This window comes from Microbulbifer sp. (assembly GCF_051659245.1).
Taxonomy (GTDB): domain Bacteria; phylum Pseudomonadota; class Gammaproteobacteria; order Pseudomonadales; family Cellvibrionaceae; genus Microbulbifer.
Genome location: NZ_JBOFOC010000078.1, coordinates 24,854 through 37,551 on the forward strand (window position 1 = coordinate 24,854; position 12,698 = coordinate 37,551).

The window sequence follows — 12,698 nt, forward strand, 5'->3', positions numbered from 1 at the left end:
CGGCCAGCCCAGCCACATACTGGCGTTGGGAGCGCGCCGGAAAGCTCGTGCCTGTCCGTGTGGGCCCCAGCAAATACTGGCGGCACTCTGACCTGATGCGGATAGTCCGCGAGGGGGTGTGAATGATGCACCCGACAAAAAACCCGCGAGCGGTGGGGGCCGCAGGCGGGTTATCAAATTACTTTCAGCCCGCACAGTATAACAGCATGGCCGCCCCCCTGGACAAGGTGCTGGCGCGCCTGGACAGAGTGAAACCCGCAGGAAAAAGCCGCTGGCGTGCGCAGTGCCCGGTACACGACGGGCACAGCCTGCAGGTGACTGAAGCCGACGATGGCAAAGTACTCTTCAAGTGTTGGGGGTGCGATGCCCCCGCGGCGGAAATCTGCCGCGCCCTGGGGCTGGAGCTCCGCGATCTTTTCCCGTACGACCCTGCATTGCGGTCTATCCCCAGCCGCCCACGCCTGACTGCTGAGCTGCGCGAGCAGTTGGCCTTGGACCGATGGTTGGGTCACATCTGCCTATATGACCTATTTCTCGATCGCCCTGTTTCCGACCGGGACCTTGATTGCGCCGCTACGGCTTTCAACCGACTCCGCCGGTACCGGCCACATTTCTTCGATGAAGCTGCTCGGGTTCACCGCCTGGAGGTGAGCCGATGAAAGACCTCACACCGATGGAGGAAGAAGCAATCGCTGCGCGTATCGCCAAGGACACACAGCGCTTGGCGGAAAGACACAACGCCAGTTTTGCCCATGCTGCTCCAGTTTTGCCCACTCCGGGAGAGGGCAAAACTAACGAAAAAGGGCAACACTGTGAAGCGGAGATAGGTTGGAAAGTTGAGGCGCTCAGGGCGTCGGCAATCATACCCGAGCCGATCAGCTGGATATGGCCCGGCTATATCGCCCGCGGAAAAATCACGGTCCTCGCTGGTGCTGGCGGGGATGGGAAAACCACCTTACTCCTGGGCCTGATCGCGATCATAACCACCGGAGGGTTCTGGCCGGATGGGTCCCGCTATTCCTCACCCGGGCACGTCGTCATCTGGAGTGGAGAAGATGATGCAAGGGATACCCTGGTGCCCCGCCTAATCGCCGCCGGAGCCGACTTGGACCGCGTGCACATCATCCTTGGCCGCGTTGATGACAGGGGCGAGCGCGAGCCTTTCGACCCCGCCGTACACATTGGCTCCATGTACGAGGCGATCCGGGAAATTGGAGGCGTTCACTTGGTCATGATCGACCCGCTTATGAGCGCCATTAAAGGTGATGCGCACAGGGCGAATGACGTGCGCCGCGGTCTGCAGGTTGTCGTGGATATGGCCGCAGCAGCGGATTGCGCGGTAGTCGGGATCAGCCATTTTGCCAAAGGCAGCGCCGGATCTTCACCGGCCGATCGCGTGATTGGAAGCCAGGCCTTCGGCGCACTGGCCCGCACCGTACTGGTAACCGCGAAGGAGGAGGACGGTGAGACGCGGGTGCTGGCCCGCGCCAAGTCCAACATCGCGTTGGATACGGGCGGAGTGCAGTACACCGTCGAGTCCGCCACTCTGGGGAACGGGATTGAAACCACCAGGGTGGTGTGGGGCGAAGCCCTGGAGGGGAGTTCGCGGGACATCCTCGCAGACATTGAACGCCGATGCGATATGGAAGAGGTGGACGAGCCTGTCGAAACGCTGCGGGATGTTCTGCGCGAAGGGCCCATGCCAAGTAAACAGGCAGAAGCGGTAATGAAGCGCAGCGGGTTCACCGACAAGCAGATCAGGCGCGCCCGCGAGAAACTGGGGGTGGTTTCCAGTCGGTCTGGTTTCGGCGCCGACTTGGTTAGCTATTGGTCCCTGCCCGACGGCCCTAAGCCATCTGGACCCACAGGCCCCGGCGCGACAGTTTTGCCCCTGAATGTCAGTTCTGCCCACTCCCTGGAGAGGGCAAAACTGGACACAGAGGGCAAAACTGACAAAAAAACGCCAACAGAAAAACCCATCTGCCAGCGCTGCGCCGGTGAGGGGTGCGCGCACTGTGGGGGTGGCCGATGAATCAGATTTCGCCTGGCCAAGCCATCCTGGAGGCTTATTGGGGAAGCTGGAAGATTTCCCCGGAACCCGCCGCGCGGGTGTGGCGCTGCCGCATAGACGGACGCCGCGTTACGTGCATCGATCCTTCCAGGCTGACAGCGACTGCGATGCGTCGATCCTTGGGGGTGAAATTCGGCCGGCATCGCGTCGGTGATCTTCGGGAGGGTGGCCATGAATGAGACGCTGAGTGATCGCGCCCTGGCGACAGCACGGTTGTGGGCCGAGGCCGCGCGGGAACGCGGCTGGTGGATCTCGCCGGATAGTCGAGTGGGGCTCCGCACTGCTGCCGACCTGATGGGGCTCTCCTACGGCACAGTGCGCAATCTGGTATCAGAGGGGAAATTTGCTCCTACGTATCGGATAGGTGGCGGTGGGCACCAAAAAACGGTCCGCCTGCTGGAACTCGCCGAGTGGCTGGAGCAAAAAAGGGAATCTTGATTCACTGGCTGTCATTACTTGTCACCGCGCGGTTTTATCTTTCTGGCTCTCCGCGGTTCAATGACAACCAGCTATCGATTTATTTTTTTTGGAGAAGGAATACATGAACAGAGTGGAAAAAGTGGACCAGCTCACGCTGGAGTCTGAAATTCGCGAACGCCACGTTCAGAGAAATCGCAAAAAAGATTTTGTTCTCGCGGCCCGGCTGATTACCAAAACCGGCGGCGATGCCAAAGCGCTGCGCTCCGCGATTCGGGAACGCACCGGCCACGGGTTCCATCATTCCGACGGGCTGAGAAATATCACCGAGCGCGCTGTTGCTCAAACCCTGAGTGATGCATGGGGCTCTGAGGGCGGCCGGGAGCTGGCGCAGGCGTACCTGGGAGAGATCGCGCACCGGGACGGTTTGAGCATCTTGGCCATGTTTGCCCGCACTATTCCGTTGACGCTGAACCGCGCACTCGTCGCAACCGGTGCCGTTGCTGGGCCGGTGGGCGAAGACCTGCCGAAAGCTGTTCGGGATTTGACCCTGAACGACCTGGGCGTCGATCCGCTGAAGGTGGTTTCGCTGGTTGTCTTGTCAGAAGAGTTGATCGACTCAAACGACGGCGCAGCGCAGACGTTGTTCGAGCGCGAGCTGGAGAATGCGGTTATCGGGGGCGGGAATAACGAAATTCCCCGTGCGTTTATTAATTTCGGAACCACTGCCGCGCCTGCTGGCGCCGACATGCGGGGAACCCTGCAGAATATGCTGGAAGCGGCGGAACCGAGCGCCGGTTATATCCTGTTCGCGCCCGCCGGCACGGTGCAGGGACTGGCCGCAGACGCGTTCGCGACCAACATGACCCCGCGCGGGGGAGAGTTTGCGCCAGGAATATTTGTTCTGCCGTGGGAACCGGATTCGTCCGACTCGGACCTGGCCTTGGTGCCGGCTTCAAAGTGCGCGTTCAAAGACTACGGCCTGGCCATCGAGTCCGCCCGCCACGCCACTGTTGACATGTCCGACACGCCGCAGTCGCCTTCGGAGCAGGTTTCACTTTGGCAAACTAATTCGGTGGGGGTGGTCGTCGAGCGTCGCTTCGCAATCGTGCCGTCCGCACCAGCAGTTACAGCTGACTTGCCGGCGTGAGGTGCGCAATGGATCAGACCATAATGGCATCGGCCCTGGGCAAGGCCGTAGGAAAAAGACTGTCAACGATACGCAAAGCGATTATCCAGCTTACGGAGGCGGCGATTGATACAGAAAAGCGGCTGCAGGCCTTGGAGGAGCGGGTCGCGAAGGGCGGCGAACAGATGCGATACCGGGGGCTTTGGCAGCCGTCGCAAAGCTACCAGGCCGGTGATGTGGTGACGCACGAGGATTGCTTGTGGCATTGCAGCGCAGATTCCGAGGTCGGAGTCAGGCCGAGGCGCGCGGATCAGTTTTCAAAAATGTTTAACCCAAAGGCGAGTGAGCGATGATTGACGAAACTCCAGCTTGGCGCGAGCTCTCAGACAGGGAGGTGGAAGAGCTGGCGCCCGTCACACTGCGGGCCGCGGGGCTGGGTGACGATGCCGTTGCCGGCCTGTGGCAGGAAGCTCGCGAAATGACCCGAAGGTCGTATGGCGCGGCGGCGGACACTCTGGGCCGCGAGCTGACCGAGAGGGAGTTCCATATGCTGGTGGAAGCTGTGGTTTCTCACCTGAATCGGTACCGGATACCGGAACTACGGGCGCGCGAGGTTCTGCATTGATGGCCAGGCGATTCAAGTTCAGGGCCCAGCAGTGGGAAGGACGCGGCGGAAAGAGGGACGCGAAGGGAAGACCGGCCGTGGACCGTGACACTCGCAAGGCTGTGAGAGCGCCTAAGCGGCGATCTCATCGCGATTAGATCCGGCCTACCAGCGCACTGAATGCGCGACAGGGGGGGGTGGGTAGCCATGAAATATCGCATCCAGCGGACACCGCGCCCCAACTAAATTTTTCGCAAAGCCACATTAAAATTTCAAACATGGAAACATGGCCATGACTCGAGGAAAAAAACCCAAACCAGCCGCCCTTAGACTGGTAGATGGAACCCATCGACCCACCCGCCACGGACCCGCCACGGAACTGAAGGCGCGCTCTGACCGCGCCCGTGCCGCTTTCGGGGAGCTGAGAAAGCCCCCAAGCCTGAAGGGCGAGGCCGCGAAAGCCTGGAAGCGCTGGATTGAGCCCGCCGTTTGGCTGGACGCATCCAGGGAGCCGGCCGCTATCGCGTTCTGTGAGTTGTACCGCGAATTCCTGATGGCACCGGCTGCATTCCAGGCCGCGAAGCACTCACAATTGCGCGCCTACATGGCCGACCTCGGCCTGACCGATGAGCGCAATCGACCGGAGAAGCTAGGTGACGACGCAGACGAGTTCTTCGAGGATTAAAAAATGGGAGGAATTGTTTTTTAATGGGAAACATTTTTAAGCCGCGCGGCATACAATCCCCGAATAGTCCTAACTTCCAGTCGGGAAAAGTCGGCGCCCCAAGACCAATTATTTTCGGCACCGTTCGCCCGGTCGTTGGAAATCTAATTGCCACGACCCCGCCTTTGATTGTTCGGGGCGCGGACAAGACCAGGATCGCCTCTTTCCCCTTCTCAACTACCATCAGAACGCCGCGAAAGGAAATTTTTCGAACCTACGCCATACGCATATGCGAGGGCCCGGTGACCTCGGTCGACAGGATTTGGCGAAATAATGAATTATTTTACGTGCGCGATCCAGAAAGCTATGTGACGACTTTTTACAAAGATGCCGATCTGCCTGACCAACTTGAGTACGTTGAAGCTATTACTGGGAACAATAGTCTGTTCGATGCAAAGTTCGAGATTTTTTTGGGCGGCTTCGACCAAATGCCCTCGGCTGCGATGCAGTCCGCGTTCGGGATTGAGAATGTGCACGCCTATCGCGGTACTTGCTATATCGTCGCCGAGGGTGACCAACTGACCGCAACCGGCGGTGCTATCCCACAATATGCTTTTGAGGTTTCGCGCTGCCCCGGGACGCCCATGATGTTCGACGTTGAAGGCGAGCACCTAGCGAATCAGCAGGAATAAAAAAGCCCGGCGGTGCCGGGCTTTCTTGTTTTTGCATGTGCTTACCGACTGGCCGTTCCGGTAACCATATATTCAGAAAAGACAGCAAAGAACCCGCTGGCCACCCCGTCATCTGAGCTTCTCTCGCGCACGATTTCTTGCGCCACACATCTAAAAACGTGGTCAACCTCTCCTTTCTTGTTGGGATTGTTAATCAGGTCCAGCAGCTCAAACGCATACCCGCGCCCGAGATACTCCAGGGCATGCCAATAATCGGTCTTTGGCCGCGTTATATCCCACCACCGGATACGACCTTCTGGATCGCGTGAGGTAAAGTTGAGCTCGTCAACTGTGCGCGGGGCATCATCAGGAACGCGCCATTTAGCTTTGCGGTTTACCTTGGCGGTTGAGTTAAGACGTTGGACTTTGGCTTTCATTGCTTCGCCCCCTCCTGCAGATTTTCTTGCAGACAGTCGATGTGGTTTTCCATATCGTCGGCGAGATACCGGCCGATTTCGGCAAGTCCCTTTGTGGCGTCCTCGCTGCGGTCACCTATCGCCACGAATAGCGCGCTGAGTTTGTTGAGGGTATCCAGCGCGCAGTCTGCGATTTCCTGAGCCAATTCCTTCGCCTGTTCCACATCAACGGTAAGCGCCCCGAACGCTTCGGTCGCCCTAAGCATCCTGAGTATTTCTTTTTCGTCGGATGTGGTGAGTTGAGTGGTCATAGTGAGCTCCTTATTTTTGTGGAGCCCCCAGCCGGTACCGCTGGCAGTGGAGGCGGGCGTACGGGTTCGCAGTACCGTACACAAGGTGACGGCCACCCAGAGGGTGCCCGTACGCCCACCATAAAAAAAACCGCTGGACGCGGTTCTGGCGTCTCGTGTTTTCAGGCTGCGAATCCCGGCCGCGGATGTGCCGCGGCAGCGCCAGTATCCGCCGATCCCTCCGGCGCCGTCAACCCTGTCGCCCGACCTGGTGCCCGTCACGCACCCGCTGAGCAGCGCCCCTGCAGGTTTTCAGTATCCTGTACGTCCGTACAAATATAGCTAAATAATCTAGTTTGAATTTCGATCGTTTTTAAAAATAAGCAAATACTAACTTGTTATTACTTAGAATTACTTGATTTTATAGAGTCAAAAATCATGCCGGTTAATTTGGGACATTTTCACTTTGTTATAAGGGGAAAATTCGTGCTACATGATGGGCCGCTCAGGGACTGCCGATGGCCCCTGGCGCGCGGCCACCGCCCCGGTGGTGCCTGCCGGCGGGTGAGCGGCGGCCGGTTCCGTGCCGGGATCAGCAGCACCTGGCCCGCGGCGCCCGCAGTTGGGAGTTCGGCGAAGGGTTGAGCAGCGGTACCCTAACAGCACCCATAACGACACCCGCAATCAGGTTTTGCTTTCTTTTGTGAGTGGGTGCTAACGGGGGAGGTGTTGCTGTGACTGGTGGGCCCTGCTGGACTTGAACCAGCGACCTGCCGATTATGAGTCGGATGCTCTAACCAACTGAGCTAAGGGCCCCCACGGCGCCCACGGCGAGACGCGCGAGCGGGTTGGCAAATTACTCGATTTTTCCTTGTAGATCAATGCTTTTCGGCACGGCGGCGGCGGCCGGCACCCGGCGAAGCCGAGCGGCGTTGGGCCGGGCAGATCGCGGGTGTCGCAGGGGGGGGTAAAAAGGGCAGGGGCCTTCCGGCCCCTGCCGCAGGCGGTTACTCGAAGTCGTGCGCGTGAGGGTGGGTGTCCCGGCCCTTTTCTTCGCTGGGCCTGTCGGCCACCATCACTTCCGTCGTGAGCATCAGGCCCGCAATTGACGCGGCGTTCTGCAGCGCGGAGCGGGTGACCTTGGTGGGGTCGATAATGCCCAGCTCGAGCATGTCGCCGTATTCACCGGTCTGGGCGTTATAGCCGTAGGCGTTGCTCTCTCCGGTGCGGACCTTTTCCAGTATCACGCTGCCCTCGACGCCGGCGTTGGCGACTATCTGGCGGAAGGGTTCCTCCATCGCGCGCAGGGCGATGTTGATACCCAGCTGCTGGTCGTCATTGGCGCCCTTCAGGCCGGATTTGCGCAGTTGGTCCGCGGCGCGCACCAGGCTGATGCCGCCGCCGGGAACTATGCCCTCTTCCACGGCGGCGCGGGTCGCGTGCAGGGCGTCGTCCACCAGGTCCTTTTTCTCCTTCATTTCAGTCTCGGTTGCCGCGCCCACCTTGATCACGGCGACACCGCCGGCGAGCTTGGCCACGCGCTCCTGCAGCTTTTCGCGGTCGTAGTCCGAAGTCGACTCCTCGATCTCGGCACGGATCTGGGCCGCGCGCGCGTCTATGTCGGCCCTCTTGCCGGCGCCGTCGACGATAGTGGTGTTCTCCTTGCTGATCACCACGCGCTTGGCACTGCCCAACTGCTCCAGCTCGACTTTCTCCAGGGACAGGCCGACTTCTTCGGATATCAGGGTACCGCCGGTGAGGGTGGCGATATCCTGCAGCATGGCTTTGCGGCGGTCGCCGAAGCCCGGAGCCTTCACCGCGGCGGCTTTGAGTATGCCGCGCAGGTTGTTGACGACCAGCGTTGCCAGCGCCTCGCCCTCGATATCCTCGGCGATGAGCAGCAGCGGGCGCCCGGCCTTGGCCACCGCCTCGAGCAGCGAGAGGAGGTCGCGGATATTGCTGATCTTTTTGTCGAACAGCAGGATATAGGGGTTTTCCAGCTCGACCTGCATCTTGTCCTGGTTGGTGATGAAGTAGGGCGACAGGTAGCCGCGATCGAACTGCATACCCTCGACGACTTCCAGTTCGTTTTGCAGCGACTTGCCTTCTTCGACGGTGATGACCCCGTCGCGACCCACTTTCTCCATGGCCTCGGCGAGAATCTCCCCTATGTCGGGGTTCCAGTTGGCGGATACCGTCGCCACCTGGCCGATGGACTTACTGTCGTCGCAGGGCTTGGACAGCTCGGTCAGCTGTTCGGTGGCGGCCCTGACGGCGGCGTCGATACCGCGCTTGAGGTCCATCGGATTCATGCCCGCGGCGATGGCCTTGTGGCCTTCGCGAACCAGGGCCTGGGCCAGCACCGTCGCGGTGGTGGTGCCGTCGCCGGCCACGTCGGCGGTCTTGGATGCGACCTCCTTCACCATTTGCGCGCCCATGTTTTCGAACTTGTCTTTCAGCTCGATTTCCTTGGCGACGGATACGCCGTCTTTGGTGACCCGCGGTGCGCCGAAGCTTTTATCGAGCACGACGTTGCGGCCCTTGGGGCCGAGTGTGGCCTTTACCGCGTTAGCCAGAATGTTTACGCCGGACAACATGCGTTCGCGGGCATCGTCGGAAAATTTTACGGTCTTCGCACTCATGCTGCTTGCTCCTGTACGCTGGTTTGATCGAGTACCGCCAAAATGTCGGATTCCTTGATGATCAGGTAGGTCTCGCCGTCGATCTTGACTTCCGGGCCGGAGTACTGGCCAAACAAAATGCGATCGCCGGCTTTTACCGCCAGCGGCCGCAGTTCTCCATTGTCCAGTAGAGCACCTTCACCCACCGCGTAAACCTCACCCTGGGTGGATTTCTCGGCGGCCTTGTCCGGAATAACAATGCCGCCTTTGGTGACGGTTTCTGCGGGAAGACGTTTGACAACCACCCGGTCGTAGAGCGGTCTGATACTCATTGGATTTCCTCCTATAAGTAAACGCAACAATTGCAGGTAAAAGCAGAAATCATAAAATGGATGCAGGAAAGCTGGGGAATGCGGTATATATTCCTCCCGGCCTCCTGAACGGCAAAATAGGATCGACCCGATGCTTTTCAAGAGAGGCCAATGGGTAATTTTTATAATTTTTTTTTATTAAAAGTGACCCAATGGAAATGGAAATTTTCTAAGCCTGGTTTATAGTTTTTGAAAGGCTTCTAGTGAGCCCGAAGAGCCCGAAGAGCCCGAAGAGCCCGAAGAGCCCGAGGAGGTCCCAGATGTCCCTGGTGCAGCAACAAAAATTTGCAATGACCCTGGCCGACTACTTTCGCGAGCGACTGGAGGAGTGCGGACAGCAGCTGACGCCCCCACCGCACAAGGACACGCTCTGGTATATGGCCACTATGCTCGCCCGTTTCGGCGACAGTGACCAGCTCTTCAGCTACGACCGGGGCGAGGTGAGTATCCGTCCCCTGGCCATGCTCTACAAGGACGCCTGGGAGGCCGGTGATCCCAGGGAGCGCTGCCTGATCCTGCGGCAGCTGGGTGACCTGGCGCTGTTTCTCGGGGCGCTGTTTCCGGAGAGTTTCGCCCGCCGCGGCATCCTCAAGGATTACTTTATCGGCATGGGTGGCGGTGCCTATGACTACCTCTCTGAAAATTCGCGGCAAAACCGCCATATCTTTTCCGAACTCGCGGCGATGTTTGCGCGTATGTTGGAACTCGTTGCACAGGTATGTGCCCGGCAGAAGCTGTTCGACGCCGCCGATGTCCTGAACCTCTACCAGCGCTGGCGCCAGAGCCGGGACCCGCGACTCGCCGGCCAACTGCTGGCCCTGGGAATCAGTCTGCCCGAGTCGGACCTGCCGCATTAGGCTCAATACTGTTGAGTTAAGCCCGGCCGTAGGGTGCGCCGTGCGCACCAAAAGGTCTGAAATCCGCGCGAGCCCTGGGGCGGTGCGCACGGCGCACCCTACGGCCGGATGCGCTCGGAATCGGGATCGGCATCGGGCCCTCCGGTATCGCCACGGCTACCAGCGCCAGTCGAAGCCGAGGTTGGCGCTGCCCCCCTTCCAGTCCAGGTCGTCGATGGAGCGCTGGTAGCCGATATTGGCGAAGGCGCTGCCGCCGCGCCCTTCCAACCATACAAAGCCCGCGCCTATCTCCGCCCAACTGGTGCGGCGCTCGCCGTCCAGCCGGGTCTTGCCGAACAGCAGTTCGTCGTTGCCGCCGAGGGTGTGCCAGAGGTTGGTGAACAGATAGTAGCGGTTGTCCCCGCGGCTGTTGTAGCCGCGCAGGCCGGCGCGCAGGGTGGCTTCCGGGGTCATGTCCGGTTCCGCGAGGGAGATGTCGTCGCGAAAGGCGCTGAAATTGGTGTAGTTGGCCACCGCCTGGAGCTGGGGTTCCAGGTTGATGCCGTCGGTGGCGGCGAAGGTGAAGCCTTTCTCCACCGAGATCGTCAGCTGGGGGCCGCGGACGGTATCGCCGATATCCCGGGTGGAGAGGCTTTCCAGTTCCAGTAAGGCGGCCCTGAATACTATGTCCAGGTAGCCGCGGTCCGCTTGGTGGTGGGTCATATAGCCGCCCAGGTAATAGCTGTCCAGCTCGTTGCGGCCTGCGCGGTAGTCTTTGAAACCCCGGGCGAATCCGCGCACGTCGCCGCCGGTGCGGCTGCCGCCGAAAAACAGGCCCCACTCCCGCAGGCCGGCGTCGGTGGGCCAACTGAAGAGATTGGCCCCCAGTTGAAAGCCGCTGGTACGGCCGTCGAAGCGATTTTCCACCGCGCCGCCCCAGCCGAGCCGCCCGTCCCTGTGGTGCAGGCGTACCCAGGCGCAGCTGTTCGCTTCGGTCCAGTTGCCCTGGTCGCCGCAGCGGTCGCGATAGCTGCCGATCTCCTCCAGGGCGACCCGGTGGGCCAGGGGTTTGGCCTGGGCGTAGAGGGGGATTTCCGGTCGGTAGAGTGGCAGTGGGTCCGCGCCCGGCGGTGGTGCCGGTGCCACCAGGGGAGGGGAGGACGTTCCCGTGGCCGGCGGTGCGCTGCCCGCTAGCAGGCTGGAGCGCAGGTACCAGTTGTTCTCCAGAGACCGGTTCTCTCCGGCGCCGCGAAACAGGAAGTATTCGTAGGGGCCGGCGGACAGGGAGTCCTGCATGTGGAAGGCGTCGCCTGCGGTAGCGCCGCCGCCGGTAGTCTCTACCAGGAGTATGCCGGTGTCCGTCTGCGTTCCCCTGCCGCCCGCCCAGTTGACCTGGATTTCGGTGCTGCCGGTGGCGCGGCCGCCATCGATAACCAGCCTGTCCGCCGGGGAATCGTCGCCCAGGAGCACCCCGTCCAGATGCAGGGTGCCGCTGCCGATGTAGTCGCCGCCGATGGTGAGATGGTTCGCGGTGTTTCCCCGCAGATCGATGGCTCCGCGATTTTCCACCACCAGATGTCGCCCGGCGGGAGGGTCGATACGGGCATTGATTTCCGGCACCCGCAGTACCCCGTCGGGGTTGACGATCAGACGGGTGGGCGGGGAGTCGCTGCCGGCGGAGAGGGCGATTCTCGGGGCGCAGTAGCCGGCGCAGAGCGTTAAGAGGAGAACGGCAGCGCGGCGGATATGGGAAATACGCGGGCGCGTCATAAACCTGTCCCTGGTTTATAGCGGTATTGGTACGTTAGTGCAGGAAGTCTAGTGGAGCCGGGGATAGGTGGGGGCCGCGGCGGCGGGTAAAACTCTGGGTTGGGATGGGGGTGGAACCGAATGCCGCTAAGTTAAGGGGGCCGGACATTTTTGTAGGGTGGATAAGCGAAGCGCATCCACCAGAAGCCTGGAGTGGTGGATGCGCTTCGCTTATCCACCCTACATCGGGCCAATCGCGCTTAACTTAGTGCCATTCGGGTCGGAACTGAATGGCACTAAGTTAAGCGGAAAATCCGAGTCCCTGTAGGATGGGCAAAGCGTAGCGTGCCTATCAAGACCTCGGAAGATGGGCACGTCGCTTCGCTCCTTTGCCCATCCTACAAGGGACCTCTGCTTAATTCAGATCAAAGCCAGCGCGGCAGCAGGATGCAACTCCAGGTGGTGAGCCACAGCAGGAGGGAGAGGGAGACGGCGGCGGAGCCGGTGTCCTTGGCGATTTTCGACAGCGGGTGTTTTTCCGGGCCCACCCGGTCCACCACCGCTTCCACCGCGCTGTTGAGCAGTTCCACGATCATCACCAGCAGGGTGACGCCGATCAGCAGCGCGCGCTCGAGGCCGCTCTGTCCCTGCCACAGGGCGATGGGGATCAGGAAGGTGGCGAGGGTCACCTCCTGGCGGAAGGCGGCCTCGTTGCGCCAGGTGGCGGCGAGACCGTGCCAGGAATAGCTGGTGGCGTCGATCAGGCGGGCGACGCCGGTTTTGCCGGGTTTGTTGACGAACTCTTCTTGCATGCTGTGTTTCTATCGGCCTGTTTGCCAAACGCTGGCCTCAATCGCGG

Annotated in this window: 15 protein-coding genes and 1 tRNA gene; 9 read left to right on the plus strand and 7 right to left on the minus strand. The window is 60.6% G+C overall.

The window, feature by feature from the left end; genetic code table 11:
• The first annotated feature begins 206 nt into the window (after positions 1–206).
• The 8 genes from ACRC0P_RS08085 to ACRC0P_RS08120 all read left to right on the plus strand — a co-directional run bounded on the left by ACRC0P_RS08085 (position 207) and on the right by ACRC0P_RS08120 (position 5,577).
• On the plus strand, positions 207–659 hold the full coding sequence (locus ACRC0P_RS08085; RefSeq protein WP_438629700.1) for a hypothetical protein: 453 nt from the start codon (positions 207–209) through the stop codon (positions 657–659).
• Complete coding sequence (locus ACRC0P_RS08090; RefSeq protein ID WP_438629702.1) at positions 656–2,032, plus strand: AAA family ATPase; 1,377 nt, start codon at positions 656–658, stop codon at positions 2,030–2,032. Before ACRC0P_RS08085 ends, ACRC0P_RS08090 begins: the two co-directional genes overlap by 4 nt.
• A 210-nt stretch (positions 2,033–2,242) precedes the next feature.
• The gene (locus ACRC0P_RS08095; RefSeq protein WP_438629704.1) at positions 2,243–2,509 is read left to right on the plus strand and encodes a helix-turn-helix transcriptional regulator; all 267 of its coding nucleotides are present in this window, start codon (positions 2,243–2,245) and stop codon (positions 2,507–2,509) included.
• Between the two features lie 103 nt (positions 2,510–2,612).
• Positions 2,613–3,638 (plus strand): hypothetical protein, encoded by a 1,026-nt coding sequence (locus ACRC0P_RS08100; protein ID WP_438629706.1) that lies wholly within the window; start codon positions 2,613–2,615, stop codon positions 3,636–3,638.
• A gap of 8 nt (positions 3,639–3,646) precedes the next feature.
• Positions 3,647–3,970: a hypothetical protein gene (locus tag ACRC0P_RS08105; protein WP_438629708.1), complete on the plus strand. Its 324-nt coding sequence runs from the start codon at positions 3,647–3,649 to the stop codon at positions 3,968–3,970.
• Positions 3,967–4,242, plus strand: coding sequence for a hypothetical protein (locus ACRC0P_RS08110; protein WP_438629710.1), 276 nt, complete (start codon positions 3,967–3,969; stop codon positions 4,240–4,242). Before ACRC0P_RS08105 ends, ACRC0P_RS08110 begins: the two co-directional genes overlap by 4 nt.
• 271 nt (positions 4,243–4,513) lie before the next feature.
• Entirely contained in the window at positions 4,514–4,906 is a 393-nt protein-coding gene (locus ACRC0P_RS08115; protein ID WP_438629712.1) for a hypothetical protein, read from the plus strand.
• A gap of 23 nt (positions 4,907–4,929) precedes the next feature.
• On the plus strand, positions 4,930–5,577 hold the full coding sequence (locus tag ACRC0P_RS08120) for a hypothetical protein (protein WP_438629714.1): 648 nt from the start codon (positions 4,930–4,932) through the stop codon (positions 5,575–5,577).
• A gap of 41 nt (positions 5,578–5,618) precedes the next feature.
• Here ACRC0P_RS08120 and ACRC0P_RS08125 read toward each other — a convergent pair whose 3' ends face one another.
• The 5 genes from ACRC0P_RS08125 to ACRC0P_RS08145 all read right to left on the minus strand — a co-directional run bounded on the left by ACRC0P_RS08125 (position 5,619) and on the right by ACRC0P_RS08145 (position 9,215).
• Positions 5,619–5,993: a hypothetical protein gene (locus ACRC0P_RS08125; RefSeq protein ID WP_438629716.1), complete on the minus strand. Its 375-nt coding sequence runs from the start codon at positions 5,991–5,993 to the stop codon at positions 5,619–5,621.
• Positions 5,990–6,283, minus strand: coding sequence for a hypothetical protein (locus tag ACRC0P_RS08130; RefSeq protein WP_438629718.1), 294 nt, complete (start codon positions 6,281–6,283; stop codon positions 5,990–5,992). The genes ACRC0P_RS08125 and ACRC0P_RS08130 overlap by 4 nt, the downstream gene beginning before the upstream one ends.
• Before the next feature lie 718 nt (positions 6,284–7,001).
• Positions 7,002–7,078 (minus strand) — tRNA-Ile (locus ACRC0P_RS08135).
• A 191-nt stretch (positions 7,079–7,269) separates the two neighbouring features.
• Entirely contained in the window at positions 7,270–8,904 is a 1,635-nt protein-coding gene (gene groL / locus ACRC0P_RS08140) for a chaperonin GroEL (protein ID WP_438629720.1), read from the minus strand.
• Entirely contained in the window at positions 8,901–9,215 is a 315-nt protein-coding gene (locus ACRC0P_RS08145; protein ID WP_438629722.1) for a co-chaperone GroES, read from the minus strand. The genes groL and ACRC0P_RS08145 overlap by 4 nt, the downstream gene beginning before the upstream one ends.
• A 299-nt stretch (positions 9,216–9,514) precedes the next feature.
• On the opposite strand from ACRC0P_RS08145, the gene ACRC0P_RS08150 reads away from it, so the two are divergent.
• The gene (locus ACRC0P_RS08150; RefSeq protein WP_438629724.1) at positions 9,515–10,111 is read left to right on the plus strand and encodes a hypothetical protein; all 597 of its coding nucleotides are present in this window, start codon (positions 9,515–9,517) and stop codon (positions 10,109–10,111) included.
• Positions 10,112–10,267: 156 nt separating this feature from the next.
• Here ACRC0P_RS08150 and ACRC0P_RS08155 read toward each other — a convergent pair whose 3' ends face one another.
• Both ACRC0P_RS08155 and ACRC0P_RS08160 read right to left on the minus strand, forming a co-directional pair.
• A complete protein-coding gene (locus ACRC0P_RS08155) occupies positions 10,268–11,860 on the minus strand; it encodes an autotransporter family protein (RefSeq protein WP_438629726.1) in 1,593 nt (530 codons plus the stop codon).
• Positions 11,861–12,264: 404 nt separating this feature from the next.
• Positions 12,265–12,651 carry a diacylglycerol kinase gene (locus ACRC0P_RS08160; RefSeq protein ID WP_438629728.1) on the minus strand — a complete coding sequence of 129 codons (387 nt, stop codon included), beginning with the start codon at positions 12,649–12,651 and terminating at the stop codon, positions 12,265–12,267.
• Positions 12,652–12,698: the final 47 nt, after the last annotated feature.

What these genes read in the sequence shown, in the direction of transcription:
- ACRC0P_RS08145 (WP_438629722.1), bottom strand. Translation starts at nt 9,215, where the DNA reads ATGAGTATCAGACCGCTCTACGACCGGGTGGTTGTCAAACGTCTTCCC.
- ACRC0P_RS08110 (WP_438629710.1), top strand. Translation starts at nt 3,967, where the DNA reads ATGATTGACGAAACTCCAGCTTGGCGCGAGCTCTCAGACAGGGAGGTG.
- ACRC0P_RS08120 (WP_438629714.1), top strand. Translation starts at nt 4,930, where the DNA reads ATGGGAAACATTTTTAAGCCGCGCGGCATACAATCCCCGAATAGTCCT.
- ACRC0P_RS08085 (WP_438629700.1), top strand. Translation starts at nt 207, where the DNA reads ATGGCCGCCCCCCTGGACAAGGTGCTGGCGCGCCTGGACAGAGTGAAA.
- ACRC0P_RS08160 (WP_438629728.1), bottom strand. Translation starts at nt 12,651, where the DNA reads ATGCAAGAAGAGTTCGTCAACAAACCCGGCAAAACCGGCGTCGCCCGC.
- ACRC0P_RS08090 (WP_438629702.1), top strand. Translation starts at nt 656, where the DNA reads ATGAAAGACCTCACACCGATGGAGGAAGAAGCAATCGCTGCGCGTATC.
- ACRC0P_RS08155 (WP_438629726.1), bottom strand. Translation starts at nt 11,860, where the DNA reads ATGACGCGCCCGCGTATTTCCCATATCCGCCGCGCTGCCGTTCTCCTC.
- ACRC0P_RS08125 (WP_438629716.1), bottom strand. Translation starts at nt 5,993, where the DNA reads ATGAAAGCCAAAGTCCAACGTCTTAACTCAACCGCCAAGGTAAACCGC.
- ACRC0P_RS08105 (WP_438629708.1), top strand. Translation starts at nt 3,647, where the DNA reads ATGGATCAGACCATAATGGCATCGGCCCTGGGCAAGGCCGTAGGAAAA.
- ACRC0P_RS08150 (WP_438629724.1), top strand. Translation starts at nt 9,515, where the DNA reads ATGTCCCTGGTGCAGCAACAAAAATTTGCAATGACCCTGGCCGACTAC.
- ACRC0P_RS08100 (WP_438629706.1), top strand. Translation starts at nt 2,613, where the DNA reads ATGAACAGAGTGGAAAAAGTGGACCAGCTCACGCTGGAGTCTGAAATT.
- groL (WP_438629720.1), bottom strand. Translation starts at nt 8,904, where the DNA reads ATGAGTGCGAAGACCGTAAAATTTTCCGACGATGCCCGCGAACGCATG.
- ACRC0P_RS08115 (WP_438629712.1), top strand. Translation starts at nt 4,514, where the DNA reads ATGACTCGAGGAAAAAAACCCAAACCAGCCGCCCTTAGACTGGTAGAT.
- ACRC0P_RS08095 (WP_438629704.1), top strand. Translation starts at nt 2,243, where the DNA reads ATGAATGAGACGCTGAGTGATCGCGCCCTGGCGACAGCACGGTTGTGG.
- ACRC0P_RS08130 (WP_438629718.1), bottom strand. Translation starts at nt 6,283, where the DNA reads ATGACCACTCAACTCACCACATCCGACGAAAAAGAAATACTCAGGATG.